Origin of the sequence: Chryseobacterium sp. SSA4.19, assembly GCF_022601875.1 — a bacterium.
Taxonomy (GTDB): Bacteria; Bacteroidota; Bacteroidia; order Flavobacteriales; family Weeksellaceae; genus Chryseobacterium.
In genome coordinates this window covers 39324-58515 of the sequence record NZ_JAKVIP010000008.1, presented here as the reverse complement: position 1 = coordinate 58515, position 19192 = coordinate 39324, and the positions used below count along the sequence as shown (strand labels likewise).

Below are 19192 nucleotides of genomic sequence, written 5' to 3'. Positions count from 1 at the left end.
TAAAAGTTTTCTTTTAATCACAAAATTTTTTTTATGATTTATTTAACATTTGTGAATGAAACCGCTAAGCGGTTAGGGAATTGTTAATTTCAGTCAGGTTGATGATTTTGTCTGCTCTTTGTGCGCTAGACTCTCTGTGCGTGATGATTATGGAGGTTGCATTAAGGATTTTCCTGTCGATGTTTTCCAGTATATTCTGTTCGGTTTCAGTGTCTAATGCCGACAGGGAATCATCAAAAATGATAATATTAGGGTCTTTAATCAGGGCCCGGGCAATACATATCCTTTGTTTCTGTCCTCCCGAAAGCATGACTCCGCGTTCACCTACCATGGTATTATACTGTTCTTTAAACCCTGTAATGTTCTTATCAACATCCGCAATTTTTGCATATTTTACTACTTTTTCATGAGTAGGCTGGTCAATGGCAAAACCGATATTGTTTTCAATAGAATCAGAAAATAAATAGCTTTCCTGCGGAATATATCCGATGGCATTTCTGTAATTTTCAAGATTGTGCTCTTTCAGATTTTTTCCGTCGATTAAAATTTCACCTTCAGTCGGATCAATCAGCCTGCAGAGCAATAAAGCGATGGTTGATTTTCCGCTTCCGGTTTTTCCCATAATGGCTAAAGATTCTCCTGCTTTTACAGTAAAGCTGATGTTGTTAAGTGCCTTAATTCCTGTATTTGGATAAACATAAGAAACATTCCTGAATTCAATATCGCCTTTAACAGGATAGTGTTCAAAGTTTTTATTGACGATGCCTGACTTTTTATCCATGAATTCATTAATCCTCTGCATCGAAGCCTCTGCCCTCTGGTTCACGGAGGTTACCCAGCCTACCATAGAGAAAGGAAAGATCAGGGTATTGATGTACATAAAAAAATCTGCAATTTTACCGATGCTCAATTCCCCGGCAATATATTTCTGGCCGCCAATCCAGATAATGGCTACATTCAGCAGGCCGATGACGAACAGGATAATAGTAAAGAAATAAGCTTCTGTTTTTGCAAGATCGAGGGCTTTGTCCTGGTAATCGGTGACTTTTACACCATAATTTTTTTCAATGTATTGTTCACGGGCAAAGAATTTCACCACCCTGATCCCTGAAAAACTGTCCTGTACAAATGTAGAGATGGCAGACTGGCTTTTCTGCATGATCTTCGATTTCCTGTTAATCACAGAACTTACTTTATAAATCGCGTATGATAAAACAGGAAGAGGAAGCAAGGTCCAGAGCGTCATTGAAACATCCGTTTTCAACATATAAATTGCTGTAATCACCACAAGGACGATCAGGTTGGCTACGTACATCACTCCCGGGCCAAGATACATCCTTACTGCAACCACATCTTCACTTAAACGGTTCATCAAATCTCCGATAGTGGTCTGTTTATATTCCGTTAAAGAGAGATCCTGATAATGGCGGTAAATTTTATTCTTCAATTCATATTCGATACGCCGTGACGCTACAATAATGGTCTGCCGCATCATAAAAGTGAAAAAACCGGTTAACAGGGAACAGCCTACAATAATAGCTACATAAAGCAGAACCTGACGGTTGAATCCCAGATTTCCGTTTTTTGTAAGTTCATCTACTGATTTCCCTACAAACTGGATTTTATAAATATTGAAAAAATTACTGGCAATAATAAATAATACCCCCCAAAATAACAATATTTTGTGCTTCCAGAAATAAGGGTTGAGAGTTTTTAATGCTTTCATAAAGTTTTGCAAAATTACAAAAATGTAATCAGACTAAGAATTTCATCAATTTTAAATTTTGTATCTTTGCGCCCATAAAAAGCTCTTTGAATGTTAGGAAGACGACAAATCCGTGAAAAAACAGTACAGACTGTGTACTCATATTATCAGAACCCAGTAAAGTTCGATGTGTTAGAGAAGAATATGTTTAGTGGAATAGAGAAAATCTATCATCTTTACATCTACGAATTGAATTTTTTGGTTGCTCTTAAAGAATTGGCAGAACATCAGATTGAAATCGGGAAGAACAAATATATCAAATCGGATGCTGATACCAATCCTAACCAAAAGTTCATCAATAACAAGGTCTTAAAGAAGCTTGAAGAAAATCCGGAACGATTATTTTTTACAGGTCAGCACAAGCAATTGAAATGGGATATGCATGATGATCTTTTAGTGAAAACTTTTCAGAGAATGACAAGCGGAAAACGGTATCAGGATTTTATGAAGGAAGAAGGGTATTCTTTTGAAGAAGATCAGAAATTTATCGGAAAACTGTTCTTAAGATACATTGCTGAAAATGATGATTTTCATGATTACCTCGGGGATAAAGAAATTTCTTGGTATGACGATATTCATATTGCCAACTCAATGGTTCAGAAAACAATCGGTTTCCTGAAAGAAGATGAAGAAAGCAGGACATTGATCAAAATGATCAAAGATGATGAAGACAAAACGTTTGCCATCAAATTATTGAGGAATACGCTGGACAGCTGGGAAAACAATGAAAAGAAACTTCAGGAAAGATTAGAGAATTGGGATTTGGACAGGGTTTCCCTTATGGATAAAGTTATTTTATCAACGGCCATTGCGGAACTGGATAATTTCCCTTTTACCCCTTCAAGAGTCATTATTAATGAATATATCGAGATTGCCAAAGTATTTGCTACAGACCGCTCGAATATCTTCGTTAACGGAATTTTAGATAAATATTGTAAAGATCATAATAGAATATAAATTAATTATATGAAAAAGACGTTATCCATTATTGCCTTATCTGTCATAGGCTTTGGTTTAGTTTCCTGCAAAAAAGAAAGTAAGGAGACAGCAGAAACAGAAACTGTTGCTGCAGATTCTACAGCAAATGCTGCACCGGCAGTTACAGCTCCTGGCGATTCTGCTGCTGTAACTCCTGTTTCATCTGAGACCGCTGCTGCTCCGGCTTCCAATCAGCCATTAACTACCGTGGCTCTTTCTGAAAGCAACTTTGATTTCGGAAAAATCAAAAAAGGAGACAAAGTAGAGCATGTATATGAAGTTACCAATACCGGAACCAATCCTTTGGTAATCTCTGAGGTAAAACCAGGTTGCGGATGTACGGCTCCCGATTTCACTAAAGAGCCGATCATGCCGGGTAAAAAAGGAAAAATTACATTGCATTTCGATTCATCGAATTTTGATGGAAACGTTAATAAATTTGCGGATGTGTTTGCCAATGTAGAAAAAGCACCGATTAAATTAACATTCACTGCGAATATTCAACCGTAATCCTATGAGTTTATCAGCCATTTTTTTACAGGCTCCTGCCCAGGGAGGAAACTCATCCATGATGATGATTATGATGGGGGTAATGTTTGTAGGGTTTTATTTCCTGATGATCAGACCTCAGATGAGAAAGCAGAAGCAGGAGAAAAATTTCCAGGAAACTTTAAAAGTGGGAACCAGGGTTGTTCTTACTTCCGGTCTGCATGGGAGAATTGCTCAGGTTCAGGATGATGGTTTCATCATTGAAACCTTATCAGGAAAACTGAAATTCGAAAAAGCGGCTGTTTCAAGAGAGTTTACAGAAGCGCGTTTCGGAGATAAAGCGAAGACTGCAGATAAAACTGCTGAAAAAAAAGAGATTGAAACTGAGAAAAACTAATTTTCCAGTTTGAAAAATATTCGTTTCGGCGGGGTGAGCAAAGCTCACCCCGCCGAAACTTTTAGATCTATTAATGAAACAGATAGCATTCTGTTAAAATCTCTGTTATATTCATGTTGAATAATAAGTCAATAATCAATCTTTATTGAAGTAAATATTCAATTGTACGATGATTAATGAAATGTCCGGTTTATAATATCTTTATCCGATGAATCAAAATACCCATCAAACCGTTCTTATTTTAGGAGCCAATTCAGATGTTGCTAAGCAATGTATAAAACAGTATTGCAAAAAAGGATTTTCCGTATTGGCAGCTTCCAGGAATACAAAGTCACTCGATATATTTGTAAAAGAAAATGACCTGAATTCGTGGGTCACGGTTTTGCACTTTGATGCGGTGGATTTTGATTCACATCAAAGATTTTATAATGAGCTCCCTGTTAAACCGTGCATCGTACTATATGCAGCAGGTTTTCTTATAGACAATGAAATAGCATTGAAGGATTTTAAAAACACTCGGCAAATGATGATGGTCAATTATATGGGAGCCGTTTCTATTCTCAATATTATTGCATCAGATACAACCAATAAAAGTTTAGAAAGAATCATCGGTTTATCTTCGCTCTCAGGCGTCCGGGGTAGAAAAAGTAATTTTGTATATGGAAGTACAAAAGCAGCGTTCACACAATATCTGTCAGGATTAAGACAGGAGCTGATATCGAGAAATATTAAAGTTAATGCTTTGATCATCGGTTACATAAGGACAAAAATTAATGAAGGTTTACAATTAAATGAATCCTTGATTATGGAACCGGATTACGTAGCAAAATTCATTGTTAATGCCGGAAGTTCCTTTATCATTGTTCCGAATTTCAAATGGAAAATTATTTATTTGATTTTAAAAATATTACCGGAAAGTTTGGTGGCTAAGCTGCCTTAGTTATTTATTTTTATGCTGTCAAAATCTAAAGCATTCATTAAAGCATTATAATTGTTGAGCAGCAGGCGACTGCTTCCATAGTGTGAAATATGTAAGCTTCCATCACTTCTTTTAATTGAAAAAGAATTTCCACTGTTGCCAAATGATTGAGTAATGAATTTTAATTGTAATAAATTATTCATATAATACATTACAGCCTTATTTTGAGCTTTTGATAAAACAATTGTTTTTGAAAAATCCTTTGTTTGAATAATTTGACCTACATGATTTGTGTTTCCACAGTTTACTTTATATTTTGTATACTTTAGTATTTCTTTTTTGTCAGATGAATAGATTTTTATATACTCTTTATGGCCACCCCATTCTCCACACTCATCAAATCGGGAGTTTATTGACAGGGTATCTGTATGATCCAGAATATCTTCAAATGAATATTCAGTATTTTTTGAAAACGGTTCTTCTTTATTACAAGAAATTAACAAGAATACCAATAAAAGGACTGTGCCAAAATTTTTCATTATATAGATTCACAGCCAATATACATATTATTTCAGATTCTGCAACAGTTCCAAAGCGGCCATCATGTCAATTCCCTTTCCTAAGACCGGTTTAAAAAGATCTCCTTTTTCTTTAATTCTTTTTATGGCGTTATGAATATTGAAATCTGTCGGTTTTAATCCCGGTTTCAAATCGTCCCATTCTAAAGGCATTGATACGGATGCGCCTTCTTTAGGCCTTATGCTGTAAACACTGGCCAGCGTCTGACCCTGCCTGTTCTGAAGATAATCAAGATAGATTTTATTACTGCTTCTTTTCTGCAGGCTTCTTTCTAACGTTGTTATTTTCGGAAGTTTTTTGTTAACCTGTTTCATTAAAATGTGTGCGAAATCTTTTACCTGGTCAAAATCATAGTTTCCTCCCATAGGAATATAAATATGAATTCCCGTACTTCCGGAAGTTTTGCAGTAACCGTTCACTTTGATTGACTGTAAAACTTCCTTTACCTGTAAAGCGGTTTCGATGACATCGTCAAAGGTATTCTTTTTTGAAGGATCCAAATCAAGGACAAGATAATCCGGATGTTCAAGATCGGGAAGTGCACTGTTCCATGGATTCATATCAATGCAGCCTAAATTATTAAGATAGGCAAGAGTAGCTTTATCATTACAGATGATATAATCGATATATTTATCGGTAGAATCTGAAAACACTTTGGTTGTTTTCACCCATTCCGGGGTATTGTCACTTGCATCTTTCTGATAAAATCCCTGTTCCTCAATACCATTTGGAAAACGGTTCAGCGATAAGGGGCGGTTTTTTAGGTAAGGTAAAATGTATTCTGCGGCTGACTGATAATATTCCACAATATCTCCCTTCGTGATATCATCATCCGGAAAATAGATTTTATCCTGATGGGTTAGTTTTACGGTATGGCGGTTTAATTTAATTTCGCTTTCATCATCAGACATTTTTGATTTTTTCGGAACAGTGGTTTTGGATTTCATATCTATAGATTTTTCGGTGATGGATCGTGTCGTACCCGTGATTTCTTCCGGTTCTTTATCTTCACGGATCCCGATAAAAACAGGATGACGGAAAATACCGTCATTGGTTATTTCTGAATATTTAATTTCGCATACCAGCTCAGGCTGTACCCATGTAACCGGGGAATTGGTTGTGGGTATATGGTGAAACGGAGAGCTTTTAACAGCAATCTTCTCAAGCCTTTCTCGCAGCTCCAATAAGGATTCATGGCTGAAGCCTGTACCGGTATGACCGCAATAGGTCAGTTCGCCGTCAATATATTTTCCAAGGATTAATGCACCGAAGCCTTTTCTGGAGCCCCTTGGTTCTGTAAAACCACAGATAACCGTTTCATCGGTATTGGAAAATTTAATTTTCAGCCAGTCGGTGGTTCGGCTGTTTTCAATATATACGCTGTCAGCTTTTTTAGCCATCATGCCTTCCAGCTTCATCTTGTTCATTTCTTCAAAAAAAGCGATTCCTTTTTCAGTTACGTGGTCGGAATACCGGATAACTTCCGTTTCTGTTAAAGCTTCTTTTAAAAGTTCTTTCCTTTGAATCAGAGAAAGATTTTCTGTAGAGTGCCCGTTCAGCCAGAGCAGGTCAAAAACCTGGTAGACCAAGGCTAGGTCAGGATGATCCATAATTTGCTGTAACAGCTGGAAACTGGGTCTTCCATGGGAATCATAAGCAACAATTTCGCCATCAAGGATCATTTTATGATGTTGCCTGCTGAAATCATTGGCTACTTTTTTAAATTTAGACAGGAAAGAAATACCGTTACGCGAATAAAATTGTGGTTCGTCCCGGCTAAGATCTGCAACTGCACGGTAGCCATCCCATTTAATTTCAAAAATCCAGTTTTTATGATCAAACGCCTCATCATGGAGTTTGGCCAACATCGGCTTAATATAGGAAGAAAGCTTTTTTTCTTCACTCAGCGAGCTTGGATCTTTAAATCTTTTATAAGAAGCTATATATTCTTTTTGTTCGTTTTTAGGCTTTTTTTTTCCTCTAAAAACTTTGAAACCTCAGATTTTGAAGAGGTGTGATCTTCGGCATTGTAATGCTCTTCAGAATACTCATCCTTATGCTTGATGAGTAACCAGGCGTTTCCTTCAGAATTTTTCATTTTGACCAAAGCAAATTCGCCTTTCAGTTTTTTACCATGGAGTATAAACTTCAGCGAACCTGCTTTTAATTCTTTAAGCAATTCTTTTTCGTCAGAAAGTTTGCTGGTTTCATCCAGAGGCTCATAGGTGCCACTGTCCCAGACTTCAACCTGTCCGGCACCATAATTTCCCTCAGGAATATTCCCTTCAAAATCTTTGTAATCATAAGGATGATCTTCTACCATCATCGCCAAGCGTTTATCTTTCGGGTTTAATGAGGGACCTTTCGGAACAGCCCAGCTTTTCAAAACGCCATCCATTTCCAGCCTGAAATCATAATGAAGCCGTGAAGCTGCATGCCTTTGGATCACAAAAATCAATTTATCCTTGCTTTTTTTGGCAGTGCCTTTAGGTTCACTGGTCTCATCGAACCTTCTTTTTTTATTGTAATCTTGTAAGGCCATCAGGATGCATTTTTAGATTTGGAATTCTGTAAACTGGCTTTCAGCTGTGCCATTAAATCGACCACTTTACCATCTTCGATGGGTTCAGTTTTTTTAGCTTTTACCGTTTTGCCTTTTGCTTTCTGTTTGATAATTTTCAAAAGTTCGTCAGAATAAGAATCTTTATACATGGTAGGATCAAATTCCTGAGAAAGCTGTTCAATAAGATTAATAGCCATCTTTAATTCTGCAGGTTTCGGCGCTTTTTTAGCGGGAATTTTCAAATCATCATATTCTCGGATTTCCTGGGCAAACCTTAACCTGTTTAATACTAATATATCATCATTATAAGGCCTGATCATTCCGATGGCTTCGCTTTCGCGCAAGACAAAAGTTCCGATTCCTACCATTTCAGTTTTTGCTAAAGCCTTAAGTAAAAGCCGGTAAGCATTTTCACCATTTTTTTGTGGCTCCAGATAATAAGGGTTTTCAAAATAAACAGAATCGACTTCTTCTTCCTTTACAAACTGGTCAATAGAAAGTATTTTTGATTTTTCGGGACTCGCTGCCTCATAATCTTCTTCATCCAGAATAATGTATTTGTCGTCCATAAGATATCCTTTGACAATATTTTCCCACTTTACTTCTTTTCCCGTAGATTCATTTACACGCTTAAACCTGATATTGGAATAATCGGATTTATCCAGCATATCAAGATCCAATTTTGTGATTTCCGTGGCAGAATATATTTTAACAGGAATGTTGACTAAGCCAAATCCAATGGCGCCGTTCCAGATTGCTTTCATTGTCTTGATTTTGAGTAAAGTGTACAATGATTGTGCCGGGCGAAAAATATTCGTTAATTGTGGTATTTATAATTAAAAATTTGATATTTAAATGATTGGATTGATAAGAAGAGTCAGTCAATTATTTGTATTTTGGCTCCGAAATTAAAATATATCATGAAGGCAGTTTTTACATTTTTATTTATTCTTGGGCTTACTATCTTTTTGTCTGCTCAAAAAGTGGATTACAAAAGCAATATCATCTCTGTAGATGGTAACAAAATAGGGAAAGTTGAGGTACAGAAACAAAATTTTGGTTTAACTAAAAATTTTAATCTTTACTCAATGAATGGCGAAAAATTAGTCATTGCTGTTTTGAGCACAGAATTCGAGGGTGATAAGAACGATAATACAACGATGTACTACCGTTTTACGTTTTTGCCAACCAATCAGGTGGGAATTTTCAAATTATCCACATTAGGAATGGAAAAAGGTTTTGTGAACCTCATCGGAAAAGGCGGAGTTGTTGATGGAAATACCCTGAATGAAGCTAAAGTAACGGAATTAATAGCCTCAAAAGGAGTTTCCCCAAGAGCGGCAGTGAATTATACATTAGTATCCCGTAACAAAAACTGGCCAATCGAACTGAAGCAGGATAAATCAATCGAACAAGGTGAAAAAATCGGATTCTTTATGTCTACAGGAAACAGAGGCGGACAAGATTCTTATGAGTTTTTTGTTCCGAGCGGAGTGTTGGTCGCTAAAGTAAGCTTTGCAGGAGGAAATAATGCCCAGAATTTTGAGTTATTTTCTGCAAAGGATAATGTCAGAAAAGTGGTTGCTATTCCGCAAAAAGATAAAATGGGTTCCATCTCAACAGTAGATCCAAATTCTCTTACGCTGAAAAGAATTGCGGTCTGGTTGGTGGAAAATGGATATTTATAAATCAGTTTTAAATATTGAGAATTTTATATAATCGGAGAATTTTTCTCCGATTTTCTGTTGAGACGAGCTGAGAGGTGTCTATATTTTATTTAGTCTTAAATGTCAGATTTTTGTCATAAACAAATCTCTATTTTATTCCTTTATTGGTAATTAAATCATTTTTGATAAAGAAATTGTAGCCTAAATCGAATGTTTTAAATGTGTAGTCTCTTTGTTGTACTTTAAAAATCTTACCATCCGTAGTTACAGTTCTTTCATAGGAATTTAGCTTTTCATAATTATCGTTTTCCGGAAGGCTGAGACGGTATTTTCCTGAATATGGAAGTTCTTTAGGGCTATCAATAATCGGATTTGATTTTAATAATTCATGAAACAGGTAAAAACTCTCAGATTCACCGGTAAAAGATATTTGGTGTGTTTTCGATCTCATATTAAATAATAGTAAAGGATCTTTCAGATTAATACGCTTTAAAGGAATGTTCTGATATAGATAACTGATATTACGGATCAATCTCCTTAATTCAAATGGAGATGCATTACCATAATTATAGACTGTCTTAATTATTTTTCCTTTTAATACAAATGTTATGCTTTCTGAAGATAAATCGGTCACAGGTATAGTGTATTCTGTCTTTAGATTGTTAATATCCACACATTGCAGCTCATTAAAGACCTCTTTTGACTTTTGATTAGAGACAGTATTTTTATAAAAACCATTTTTTGAGTTGTAAGATTCGCCATAAAAGAAGAGATTTCCGGAATTATCTACAATTGAGGAGTTGATAGCGCAACTTCCTAAACATGGTGATTTCGAAACAATAATTTTATCGATGGGAGGATTACTGAATTTTTTGCCTGAATATGAAACTAAGGAAATTAGGGATTTATTTTTTTGTTCCAAAATAATCTTGCTTTTTGTCATAGATACAATTCTGCTTACATTAAAATTATTTTCTGCAGGATTGAAAATAAGCAACGAGTCACCCTTTATTTTATATCTTGTCTTTTCTCCAAAATACAATGTATTATTTTCGTTTGTCTTTTTATCTTTTTCAAATTTGTAAAAACCTTTTTTGTCGATATAAGTGCCGTCTTCCTCAAAAATTATTAGTTGTGGATCCTCTTTAAAGGGCGATATCGGCCGTTCTTCATTTTTCTCATCTCTTTCAACGGCCCATTCACCCACTATTTCTTTTGAATATTCTGTTTTTTCCGAATGACAGGCAGTAATGAAGAAAAAGGCTATTATAATAAGGTTCAGTTTTTTCATAATAAAAAAGCGAAGAAAAATTCCCCGCTTCTAATTTAATTATTTTTTTAAGCAATTATGCTTTTAAATTCAATTGTAATTCCAATTCATCAAGCTGTTCATTAGCAATCGAAGAAGGCGCATCGATCATAACATCCCGTCCTGAATTATTCTTAGGGAAAGCGATATAATCCCTGATCACCTCGTTTCCGTCAAGAATGGCTACCAAACGGTCAAATCCGAAAGCTAATCCGCCGTGAGGCGGCGCTCCGTATTTAAAGGCGTTCATTAAGAATCCAAATTGTGCTTCTGCTTCTTCTTTAGAGAATCCTAACAAATCAAACATTTTAGATTGTAGTTCTTTGTCAAAAATCCTGATGGAACCGCCACCGATTTCATTTCCGTTCAATACCATGTCGTAAGCGTTTGCTCTTGCTTTTCCCGGGTCTGTTTCCAGTAAATGAATGTCTTCCGGCTTTGGAGAAGTGAAAGGGTGGTGCATAGCGTGATAGCGTCCGCTTTCTTCGTCAAATTCCAATAATGGGAAGTCAACCACCCAAAGTGGTGCGAATTCGTTTCCTTTTCTTAATCCTAAACGGTTTCCCAATTCCATTCTTAACGCTGAAAGCTGAGTTCTTACTTTGTGCTCGTTCCCGGAAAGAATCAGCATTAAATCGCCTTCTTTTGCATTAAATGTCTCGGCGACACGCCTTAAATCTTCCTCGTTGTAGAATTTATTCACAGAAGACATTATTACGCCGTCATTCTGGAGTTTTACCCAAACCATTCCTGAAGCTCCGATTTGAGGTCTTTTTACCCAATCAACCAGCTCGTCGATTTGTTTTCTTGTATAGTCTGCACAACCTTCAACATTAATTCCGACAACCAGTTCTGCATCGTCAAATATTTTAAAATCTTTTCCTTTTACCAATTCGTTCAGCTCCACGAACTCCATTCCGAAACGAATGTCCGGTTTGTCGTTACCGTATTTCTTCATGGCATCGGCAAACGTCATTCTCGGGAAAGCTCCGAATTCCTGTCCTGTAATATCTTTGATTAAGGTTTTCGTCATGCCTTCAAATACATTCATGACATCTTCCTGTTCTACAAAAGCCATTTCACAATCGATTTGTGTAAATTCCGGTTGTCTGTCGGCTCTCAAGTCCTCATCACGGAAACATTTTACAATCTGGAAATATTTATCCATTCCGCCTACCATCAACAATTGCTTGAAAGTCTGCGGGGACTGCGGTAATGCATAAAACTGTCCCGGATTCATTCTGCTCGGAACCACGAAATCTCTCGCTCCTTCCGGTGTAGATTTGATCAAAACCGGAGTTTCAACCTCAATAAATCCTTCGTCTGAAAGATAATTTCTTACTTTCTGTGCCATTTTGTGACGGAAGATCAGTTTATCTCTTACCGGAGCTCTTCTGATATCAAGATAACGGTATTTCATCCTTAATTCTTCACCGCCATCCGTGTCATCTTCAATGGTGAACGGAGGAAGTTGGGATTCATTAAGAACCGTTAATTCCTTAACGAGGATTTCAATTTCCCCAGTCGGAATATTAGGGTTTTTGCTTACCCTTTCAATCACGTTTCCTTTTACCTGAATCACAAATTCACGGCCCAGCTTTTTAGCTTCTTCCATGAGTTGCGGAGAGGAACGATCCTGGTCAAAAACCAACTGCGTAATTCCGTAACGATCCCGTAAATCTATCCAAATCATAAATCCTTTGTCACGAATGGTCTGTACCCATCCTGAAAGTATAACTTCTTCATTAAGATTCCCGAGAGACAATTCTCCGTTGGTGTGTGATCGAAACATAATTATTTGTTTAAAGTTCAATATTTAAAGTTCAGTTCAGAACTTTGAATTTTCCGTTGGCAAAGATAAGATTTTTGTATAGTTATATAATCAACCTGTTCAAACTAATTCATGGAAAGTTGCACCAAGTGTACGAGATGAAGATATGGCTGGAAATTTGTAACTATTGGAATCAAATCATTTTAAATCAACACATGGATACGAGCTGGAATAATGTTTTTATAGGAGACCTTAACACTGATTTTATTTTTGAAATAATTGTGCGGACCCTGATCATGTTTGCTTTAGTGCTGTTTATTTTAAGGCTTTCCGGAAAAAAGGGAGTACGGCAGCTGTCTCTTTTTGAAGTGGCGATTATCATTGCTATGGGATCGGCTGCCGGAGATCCGATGTTCAATAAAGAAGCACCCATACTCTCATCGGTGATTGTATTTGGTGCAATTATTATTCTGTACCGCGTCATAACGTATGTTGCAAGTAAGAATGAAAGATTTGAAAATATTATTGAAGGTGAACCGCTTTACGTTATTGAAAATGGGCAATTCGTTCTTGGCGTAAAAAAGGATCATACCTTTGCAAAAGATGAATTTTTCGCAGAAATGCGCCAGGAGTCTATTGAACATTTAGGACAGGTAAAAACTGCGATATTGGAGACTACCGGAAATATTAGTTTTTACTATTTCCCGGATGATGAGGTTTGTTATGGTTTGCCTGTGCTTCCCAAACTGTATCATCAGAAATCCTCAGTCATCAAAGAACCTGGTTTCTATGCATGTACCTATTGCGGGCATGCAGAAGAAATCACTGCAAATCATAAGTCATGTGCAAGATGTACGCGGAACGAATGGGTTTCGGCTTTAAATACTTTGAGACTGACCTCATAATGATCAAATAATTAATGATATAAGCTGAGCCTAAAATGACAATTTGAAGGAAATAAAAGAGTCATTCTCACAACTCAATGATGTGGGTTGAAAATCGACTTTACGAAAATCATTCTCAGACAGGAGGTCGAGAAAAATCATAAAAAGAGTCCGTTTTCACTAATTGTGAGACGGACTCGGTATAGAACATTATTTCTTAAAGTATGTAGATTGAATAACAGGTTAGTTGTTAATCCATTCTATTGCTTTCTCAAGCACTTCATCTTTATTGTTCTTAATTCCTTCAACCGTTGGTTTTACTTCTACATCAGGAACAATCCCGACTCTCTGGGTTTCTTTTCCGTCTGGGTAATAGATGCCGATTCCACTGATCATAGTTGAGATATTTCCGGGAAGAATAATCTTAGAAACATTTCCATCGGCTCCAGCTGTTGTCGACCCGAAAACTTTTGCATTTGGGGCCGTTCTGAAAGCCATTGCGTGGAACTCTCCTCTGCTTTGGGTTTGTTCGTTAATTAAAATAGCAATTTTTCCTTTATGATAATTGCTGCCACTCCCTTGTAGATTTTCATTTTTTGTAAAAGTAAAAAGTCCGGGTTGGCCATTACCCGTTTTAGTGAATTTTACAAAGTCACTGGAATTTGGTTTTAAAAGTTTTCCCATGCTGAAAACTACAAAATCTGCAGGATAACTTCTTAAATCGATAACCAGTCCTTTTGTATTTTTAATCTGGTCAAAGACAGTTGAGATGCCTTTTTCTTCCACACTTCCCATATAAAGATAAGCGATATCTTTGCTATGCATTTTGAAAAATTCTTTATCTTCGTTTCTGTAATTAATTTCAGAAAATTTATACGTTTTTATTGTCTTTTCTTCCTTTTTATTGTTTCTTAAAATTTTAAGGTGAATAGCATTTTCATTGCTACGCAATAATTTACTTGAAATATCCCTCAATTGTGTATGGTAATTAGATGCAGGCAAGTATTTCAGCATATTTTTAATAACTGTATCTATATTTTTACCATCGATCTCTGTTATAATATCACCCTGTTTTAAACCTGTTTCTTGACCTAATTCATTGTTATAAAAGCCATTTACCACCGCTTTATCTTCTGCAAAGGTAAGTTTGATCGGAGTATATCTGTCTCCAAAATATTTTTCTAGCGACGGATTATAATTCCAGATATTGGCATGGGCATCATGAATTCTACCAATTATTTCCAATGAAGCCAAAGCATATTCGGATTCATTCTTTGCATTTACGAATTTGGGTATGAATTCGGTTAAAACTCCTTTCCAGTCCTCGTCGATGAGGTTTTTGTAAGGAAAATAATACTGAATGATGTTCCAATATCTGTATAACGATAGCAAACGAAAACCTTCATCAGGATAATTCATTCTTATGTAAGGATTTTCATTTTTAAAATCAGGATTTCCTACAGGTTCTAAAAGGTTAACATAATAATTTGCCTTTGGCCTTTTGGCATTTTTTAATTTTGAAAGTTCCTCTGTCAATTCTTTAGAAAAGCCTGAATTGGTAATCCATTCAAGGTCTGGTTTTATTTTAAAATTCTGAGGTTCAGCTATCTTTGAAGTTTGATATTTACCTAAACCTTTAATCCATTCTGTTAAAACTTTATCTCTCTGGCTTGCTGGAGCTCGTGCAATTTTTGGATATATTCTGAAAAGTTCATAATCCCAATTATAGTTTCCTGCGGCAATATTTGGGTGATAATATTTGAGATATCCCCAAATAAGTCCAAGGTTTTTGACGTTTTCAAAATTGTTTTTTCCCAAGTCAATATTTGAAATTTTCGAACCGCTGTCAAACTCTTTGTCAAAATCTATTTTGGTTAATTTCTTTTCGAAGATGTTAGCATGAGTAATATCTTTTCCGTCAACAGTAATTTTGAGATTATCAACCCACATTTTTCCTTTCCCGGAAAGTAGTGCGCCAATTACAATTTTCTCTGTATTTTTTGGAGACAACTTTAACGTAATTTCATATTTTTTCCAGTCGTTTGTACCATGTAATCCTTGAGACTGCATATTATCAAATCCAATATCAGGATCAATTCTCATCCAAAGACCGGCAAAGCCGTCTGTAACATTTTCCGTTTTAATATAACCTGAGAAAGTAATTTGTTTTCCTGCATAATTTTCCGGAAGTTTGAGGGCGAGTCCTTTGAAACCATTATTTTCATCGGATTCGATTACGGTGGAGAATTTTCCTTCCTGCTTTTCAGTGTGATCTGCAAAAACTTTTGCTTTCCCGTTTCCAAAAATTTCCCAATTTACAGGAAGATTATTGTTTACTTTTTCAAAATTGAGATTATCTATTTTCTTTTGGGAAAAGGAAAGTGATGATATTGTCAGAAATGCAGTAATTATATATTTTCTCATGGTTAAAAATTTTTGTCTAATCTAGTAAGATGATCCAGCTTTGAGAATGATGAATCCTAATGTTTATGTAATTTTATAATGTTGAAATCAATTTTAACAGAAAATTTTAGTTTAAAATCTTAAAGACTCTTAATCTTTTACATATTCTAAGATGTCTCCAGGCTGGCAATCCAAAGCTTTACAGATAGCTTCCAATGTAGAAAGTTTCACGGCTTTAGCTTTTCCGGTTTTTAAAATGGAAAGATTGGCCTGGGTGATGCCAATTTTCTCAGCAAGTTCCTGAGACTGCATTTTTCTTTTCGCCAACATGACGTCTACGTTGATAATGATCGACATAATTTATATTGTTAAATCTGCTTGGTTTTGGAGTTTCAGACCTTTTTTGAAAAACTCTGTTATAAATAATATTAATCCACCAAAGAATAAGAATGATATTCCTGAATACGCGAAGGCATAAAAGTCTTTTGCATTAAAGAAATTAATAATAATAATGATTGTTGTAAAAATAATATTAAGCCAGCCGAATCTTCTTAACCAAATTACGACTTTGATATTAAATACATTTTCGTTACTGATTCCTTTAAAAATCTGGTGACTGCTATATAGAAAAAGAACAAAAAAGATGCTCCTTCCTATATCCTTGAGTATGTATCCTACATTGAATAATCCCGTTACAAGATTCTGCTCAGTAAAGGGAATAAAAAATTTGAATTTCATAAGATTGTCCATGGGAATGGTCCATCTGTTTTTAGACCATCCCACATCATTTCCTATGATGAAAAAATCCGACAGTATATGGTTTCCTGTCTTAAAGTTATAGTATGAAACTGCAAAACCAATAAGTGTATAAACACATTGGAATGCAAATAAAATAAATAATACAAAAAGCAGATGGCTGATGTAGTGTGAAAGAGAATTTTTTCCTATAATTTTCATGTTGTTATACTTTATTGTTGCAAAGGTATAAATATTTATCGTAAAACAATAAATATTTGTTGTTGTTTTTTTTAAAATCTTTTTTAAAACTTTTCATATGCAAAGCCTGAATTATTTCTGAATCTATACTTTTGTTGAAAACTTTACTTACCACCAATGAAAAGATATTTAGCTTTTATCAAAAAAGCGTTAAGTGGCAAAGAGGCAGATTATACAAAAGGCAGTATAAGAAGTGCCGTGCTTCTTCTGGCTATTCCGATGATGCTGGAAATGGCCATGGAATCGGTTTTTGCATTAGTCGATTTATATTTTGTCGGACACCTGAAAGAAAGCGGTTATGCTATTCAGACCGTCGGGCTTACGGAATCTGTGCTGTCCGTTATGTATTCCATTGCTATCGGGATGAGCATGGCTGCTACAGCAATGGTGGCAAGGCGAATCGGCGAGAAAAATCCTGAGCAGGCTTCCCGGAGTGCCGCACAGGTTTTACTGGTGTCTTTTATAGTCACTTTTATTTTAAGTGTGTTAGGGGTGATCTATGCTGAAGAGATTTTAGTCCTGATGGGTTCAAAACCGGAGGCGGCCGCCTATGGAAAAAACTTTACAAGGATCATGATGGGAAGCAGTGTGGTGATTATGCTTTTGTTCCTGATCAACGGAATTTTCAGGGGAGCCGGAAATGCGGCGATTGCCATGAAGTCCCTATGGATTGCCAACATTGCGAATATTATCCTGTGTCCTGTTTTAATTAAAGGGTTCGGACCTGTTCCCGCAATGGGTCTTACCGGTGCAGCCCTAGCCACAACAATCGGGAGAAGCATAGGAGTGATTTACCAATTATATCACCTTTTGGTTGCTGATACCCAGGTCCGGATCTTACTTCGTTATTTTAAACCTGATTACAAAATTGTAAAATCAATCGTCAAAATTGCTACACCTGGAATTTTCCAGTTCGTTATTGCTTCCTGCAGCTGGATCTTTCTTGCTCAGCCGGTGGCAACTACGGGAGGTGAAAATGCATCGGCCGGTTATCAGACAGCGTTACGGCTGATGATGTTCTTTATGCTTCCGGCCTGGGGATTAAGCAATGCTGCATCAACTCTGGTTGGCCAGAATATGGGAGCTGGACAATTGGTAAGGGCTGAGCAGTCCGTTATGAAAACTGTAGTCTACAATGTGATATTTATGATAACCGTGAGTTTGATATTTTTCTTTTTAGGAGATGTTTTAGTTGGATTTTTTACACAGGACCTCGCGATTAAAAATTTTGCTAAAAATGCGTTACATATTATGAGCGTGGGATTTATTTTCTATGGAATCGGGATGGTGATGATCAATGCTTTCAACGGAGCCGGCGATACCTGGACACCGACTTGGGTTAATCTTTTCGGCTTCTGGCTGTTTCAGATTCCTTTGGCATATTTTCTTTCAAAATATTTCGGAATGGGACCGAAACGAGTTTTTATATCCATTCCCGTAGCAGAAACAATAATTACCATTATTGCATTTATCCTGTTTAAAAGAGGTAAATGGAAAACTGTTAAAGTTTAGTTTTATAAAAATTTTAACAGCACGGGTTTTTATTTTTAACACATATTTTTTAACTTCGTATCAAATCAACTAAACATGTATTACTATGGGAAAAGGAGATAAAAAATCCAGGAGAGGTAAAATTAACAATGGAAGTTACGGAAAAAGAAGACTGAGAAAAGCTTCGAAACCTGTTGCCGCTTCAGAGGAAAAAGCCAAGAGCTAAACATAAAAAGACCGGAGAATAATTTCTCCGGTCTTTTTTTATAACAAAATTAAATTATTTTCCGCCCAGAAAGCTTCCCAGGATATCTCCCAGTCCGCCTTGATGCTTTTTCTGATCTCCACCTAGAACACTTCCCAGAATGTCATTTAATGGATTTCCTGACGATTGAGATTGAGAACTGTTTTTTCCGAGCACACTTCCTAAAATATCATTCAACGGATTAGATTGCTGTTGCTGAGCCTGATTCTGTGCTCCGCCTAAAATTCCGCCCAAAAGATCGCCAAGTCCTCCCGCGCCTACGCTGTTCTGTTGCTTTTCCCTTCCGATATATCCCATAATAACTGGTGCCAGCATGGATAAAATGGGACCGATCTTATCAATGGAAATACCTGTATTCTGGGAAAGCTTATTTTCTATGGTTTGTTTATCTCCGCCAAAAACATGGTTTAGAATAGAGCCTCCTTCATCCTGTCTTGCATCAGCTTGGGAAACATCATCCAGGATACTTCCGTCATGATCTTTATCCAGGGCATTGTTTAAGGATTCTGCTTCGGTAGAATCTTGGGATTTTTTACGCAGATAAGAGATAATCAGCGGTGCAGCAACTGCTAATAAGGCAATAATCTGGTTTCTGCTGATTCCGAATTTCTGTTCAGCTTTATCGGCTACCTGGCTGCCGGTATTTCCTGTGAGAAGATCAATTAAATTCATAATTTCTGATGTTTTTGTTTTAAGATATATAAGTTTATCAAAAA

Annotated in this window: 19 protein-coding genes; 8 read left to right on the top strand and 11 right to left on the bottom strand. The window is 36.3% G+C overall.

The features are described 5' to 3' along the window. Window positions 1-64 precede the first annotated feature (64 nt). A complete protein-coding gene (locus tag MKJ01_RS07305) occupies window positions 65-1726 on the bottom strand; it encodes an ABC transporter ATP-binding protein (RefSeq protein ID WP_241613091.1) in 1662 nt (553 codons plus the stop codon). A gap of 90 nt (window positions 1727-1816) precedes the next feature. Between MKJ01_RS07305 and MKJ01_RS07300 the strand changes: the two genes are divergently transcribed. The 4 genes from MKJ01_RS07300 to MKJ01_RS07285 all read left to right on the top strand — a co-directional run bounded on the left by MKJ01_RS07300 (window position 1817) and on the right by MKJ01_RS07285 (window position 4569). Then, window positions 1817-2722, top strand: a complete 906-nt coding sequence (locus tag MKJ01_RS07300; RefSeq protein ID WP_241613092.1) for a transcription antitermination protein NusB — start codon at window positions 1817-1819, stop codon at window positions 2720-2722. Between the two features lie 9 nt (window positions 2723-2731). Further along, window positions 2732-3253 (top strand): DUF1573 domain-containing protein, encoded by a 522-nt coding sequence (locus MKJ01_RS07295; protein WP_241613093.1) that lies wholly within the window; start codon window positions 2732-2734, stop codon window positions 3251-3253. A gap of 4 nt (window positions 3254-3257) precedes the next feature. Continuing rightward, window positions 3258-3629: a preprotein translocase subunit YajC gene (gene yajC, locus MKJ01_RS07290; RefSeq protein WP_241613094.1), complete on the top strand. Its 372-nt coding sequence runs from the start codon at window positions 3258-3260 to the stop codon at window positions 3627-3629. Window positions 3630-3837: 208 nt separating this feature from the next. Further along, entirely contained in the window at window positions 3838-4569 is a 732-nt protein-coding gene (locus tag MKJ01_RS07285; RefSeq protein WP_241613095.1) for an SDR family NAD(P)-dependent oxidoreductase, read from the top strand. On the opposite strand, the gene MKJ01_RS07280 is transcribed toward MKJ01_RS07285, so the two are convergent. From MKJ01_RS07280 to MKJ01_RS07265, 4 genes are all read right to left on the bottom strand, one after another. Then, complete coding sequence (locus tag MKJ01_RS07280; RefSeq protein ID WP_241613096.1) at window positions 4566-5087, bottom strand: hypothetical protein; 522 nt, start codon at window positions 5085-5087, stop codon at window positions 4566-4568. The genes MKJ01_RS07285 and MKJ01_RS07280 overlap by 4 nt on opposite strands. A gap of 27 nt (window positions 5088-5114) precedes the next feature. Next, window positions 5115-6995, bottom strand: a complete 1881-nt coding sequence (ligD, locus tag MKJ01_RS07275) for a DNA ligase D (RefSeq protein ID WP_241613097.1) — start codon at window positions 6993-6995, stop codon at window positions 5115-5117. Window positions 6996-7066: 71 nt separating this feature from the next. After that, window positions 7067-7669, bottom strand: a complete 603-nt coding sequence (locus tag MKJ01_RS07270; protein ID WP_241613099.1) for a DNA polymerase ligase N-terminal domain-containing protein — start codon at window positions 7667-7669, stop codon at window positions 7067-7069. Beyond that, entirely contained in the window at window positions 7669-8454 is a 786-nt protein-coding gene (locus MKJ01_RS07265; protein ID WP_241613102.1) for a Ku protein, read from the bottom strand. The genes MKJ01_RS07270 and MKJ01_RS07265 overlap by 1 nt, the downstream gene beginning before the upstream one ends. Window positions 8455-8610: 156 nt before the next feature. On the opposite strand from MKJ01_RS07265, the gene MKJ01_RS07260 reads away from it, so the two are divergent. Continuing rightward, window positions 8611-9378, top strand: coding sequence for a hypothetical protein (locus MKJ01_RS07260; protein WP_241613104.1), 768 nt, complete (start codon window positions 8611-8613; stop codon window positions 9376-9378). 127 nt (window positions 9379-9505) lie between these two features. Here MKJ01_RS07260 and MKJ01_RS07255 read toward each other — a convergent pair whose 3' ends face one another. Both MKJ01_RS07255 and aspS read right to left on the bottom strand, forming a co-directional pair. Then, entirely contained in the window at window positions 9506-10648 is a 1143-nt protein-coding gene (locus MKJ01_RS07255; RefSeq protein ID WP_241613106.1) for a DUF6438 domain-containing protein, read from the bottom strand. A gap of 55 nt (window positions 10649-10703) precedes the next feature. After that, the gene (aspS, locus tag MKJ01_RS07250; protein WP_241613108.1) at window positions 10704-12458 is read right to left on the bottom strand and encodes an aspartate--tRNA ligase; all 1755 of its coding nucleotides are present in this window, start codon (window positions 12456-12458) and stop codon (window positions 10704-10706) included. A gap of 194 nt (window positions 12459-12652) precedes the next feature. Here aspS and MKJ01_RS07245 point away from each other — a divergent pair, with 194 nt between their 5' ends. Beyond that, window positions 12653-13342, top strand: coding sequence for a DUF421 domain-containing protein (locus MKJ01_RS07245; protein WP_241613110.1), 690 nt, complete (start codon window positions 12653-12655; stop codon window positions 13340-13342). Between the two features lie 222 nt (window positions 13343-13564). Here the strand turns inward: MKJ01_RS07245 and MKJ01_RS07240 are convergent, their stop codons facing one another. The 3 genes from MKJ01_RS07240 to MKJ01_RS07230 all read right to left on the bottom strand — a co-directional run bounded on the left by MKJ01_RS07240 (window position 13565) and on the right by MKJ01_RS07230 (window position 16681). Beyond that, window positions 13565-15745 (bottom strand): S41 family peptidase, encoded by a 2181-nt coding sequence (locus tag MKJ01_RS07240; RefSeq protein ID WP_241613112.1) that lies wholly within the window; start codon window positions 15743-15745, stop codon window positions 13565-13567. 129 nt (window positions 15746-15874) lie between these two features. Next, the gene (locus MKJ01_RS07235; RefSeq protein WP_241613115.1) at window positions 15875-16081 is read right to left on the bottom strand and encodes a helix-turn-helix transcriptional regulator; all 207 of its coding nucleotides are present in this window, start codon (window positions 16079-16081) and stop codon (window positions 15875-15877) included. Between the two features lie 3 nt (window positions 16082-16084). Beyond that, window positions 16085-16681 carry a DUF2975 domain-containing protein gene (locus MKJ01_RS07230; protein ID WP_241613117.1) on the bottom strand — a complete coding sequence of 199 codons (597 nt, stop codon included), beginning with the start codon at window positions 16679-16681 and terminating at the stop codon, window positions 16085-16087. 156 nt (window positions 16682-16837) lie between these two features. On the opposite strand from MKJ01_RS07230, the gene MKJ01_RS07225 reads away from it, so the two are divergent. Further along, a complete protein-coding gene (locus tag MKJ01_RS07225; protein WP_241613118.1) occupies window positions 16838-18232 on the top strand; it encodes an MATE family efflux transporter in 1395 nt (464 codons plus the stop codon). An 85-nt stretch (window positions 18233-18317) separates the two neighbouring features. Beyond that, on the top strand, window positions 18318-18437 hold the full coding sequence (locus tag MKJ01_RS07220; protein ID WP_241613119.1) for a 30S ribosomal protein THX: 120 nt from the start codon (window positions 18318-18320) through the stop codon (window positions 18435-18437). Between the two features lie 54 nt (window positions 18438-18491). Here MKJ01_RS07220 and MKJ01_RS07215 read toward each other — a convergent pair whose 3' ends face one another. After that, on the bottom strand, window positions 18492-19148 hold the full coding sequence (locus tag MKJ01_RS07215; RefSeq protein WP_241613120.1) for a DUF937 domain-containing protein: 657 nt from the start codon (window positions 19146-19148) through the stop codon (window positions 18492-18494). Window positions 19149-19192: the final 44 nt, after the last annotated feature.

Excerpts from the sequence above, each read along its gene's own strand:
- MKJ01_RS07305 (WP_241613091.1), bottom strand. The coding sequence starts at position 1,726 with ATGAAAGCATTAAAAACTCTCAACCCTTATTTCTGGAAGCACAAAATA.
- MKJ01_RS07300 (WP_241613092.1), top strand. The coding sequence starts at position 1,817 with ATGTTAGGAAGACGACAAATCCGTGAAAAAACAGTACAGACTGTGTAC.
- MKJ01_RS07295 (WP_241613093.1), top strand. The coding sequence starts at position 2,732 with ATGAAAAAGACGTTATCCATTATTGCCTTATCTGTCATAGGCTTTGGT.
- yajC (WP_241613094.1), top strand. The coding sequence starts at position 3,258 with ATGAGTTTATCAGCCATTTTTTTACAGGCTCCTGCCCAGGGAGGAAAC.
- MKJ01_RS07285 (WP_241613095.1), top strand. The coding sequence starts at position 3,838 with ATGAATCAAAATACCCATCAAACCGTTCTTATTTTAGGAGCCAATTCA.
- MKJ01_RS07280 (WP_241613096.1), bottom strand. The coding sequence starts at position 5,087 with ATGAAAAATTTTGGCACAGTCCTTTTATTGGTATTCTTGTTAATTTCT.
- ligD (WP_241613097.1), bottom strand. The coding sequence starts at position 6,995 with ATGTTGGCCAAACTCCATGATGAGGCGTTTGATCATAAAAACTGGATT.
- MKJ01_RS07270 (WP_241613099.1), bottom strand. The coding sequence starts at position 7,669 with ATGGCCTTACAAGATTACAATAAAAAAAGAAGGTTCGATGAGACCAGT.
- MKJ01_RS07265 (WP_241613102.1), bottom strand. The coding sequence starts at position 8,454 with ATGAAAGCAATCTGGAACGGCGCCATTGGATTTGGCTTAGTCAACATT.
- MKJ01_RS07260 (WP_241613104.1), top strand. The coding sequence starts at position 8,611 with ATGAAGGCAGTTTTTACATTTTTATTTATTCTTGGGCTTACTATCTTT.
- MKJ01_RS07255 (WP_241613106.1), bottom strand. The coding sequence starts at position 10,648 with ATGAAAAAACTGAACCTTATTATAATAGCCTTTTTCTTCATTACTGCC.
- aspS (WP_241613108.1), bottom strand. The coding sequence starts at position 12,458 with ATGTTTCGATCACACACCAACGGAGAATTGTCTCTCGGGAATCTTAAT.
- MKJ01_RS07245 (WP_241613110.1), top strand. The coding sequence starts at position 12,653 with ATGGATACGAGCTGGAATAATGTTTTTATAGGAGACCTTAACACTGAT.
- MKJ01_RS07240 (WP_241613112.1), bottom strand. The coding sequence starts at position 15,745 with ATGAGAAAATATATAATTACTGCATTTCTGACAATATCATCACTTTCC.
- MKJ01_RS07235 (WP_241613115.1), bottom strand. The coding sequence starts at position 16,081 with ATGTCGATCATTATCAACGTAGACGTCATGTTGGCGAAAAGAAAAATG.
- MKJ01_RS07230 (WP_241613117.1), bottom strand. The coding sequence starts at position 16,681 with ATGAAAATTATAGGAAAAAATTCTCTTTCACACTACATCAGCCATCTG.
- MKJ01_RS07225 (WP_241613118.1), top strand. The coding sequence starts at position 16,838 with ATGAAAAGATATTTAGCTTTTATCAAAAAAGCGTTAAGTGGCAAAGAG.
- MKJ01_RS07220 (WP_241613119.1), top strand. The coding sequence starts at position 18,318 with ATGGGAAAAGGAGATAAAAAATCCAGGAGAGGTAAAATTAACAATGGA.
- MKJ01_RS07215 (WP_241613120.1), bottom strand. The coding sequence starts at position 19,148 with ATGAATTTAATTGATCTTCTCACAGGAAATACCGGCAGCCAGGTAGCC.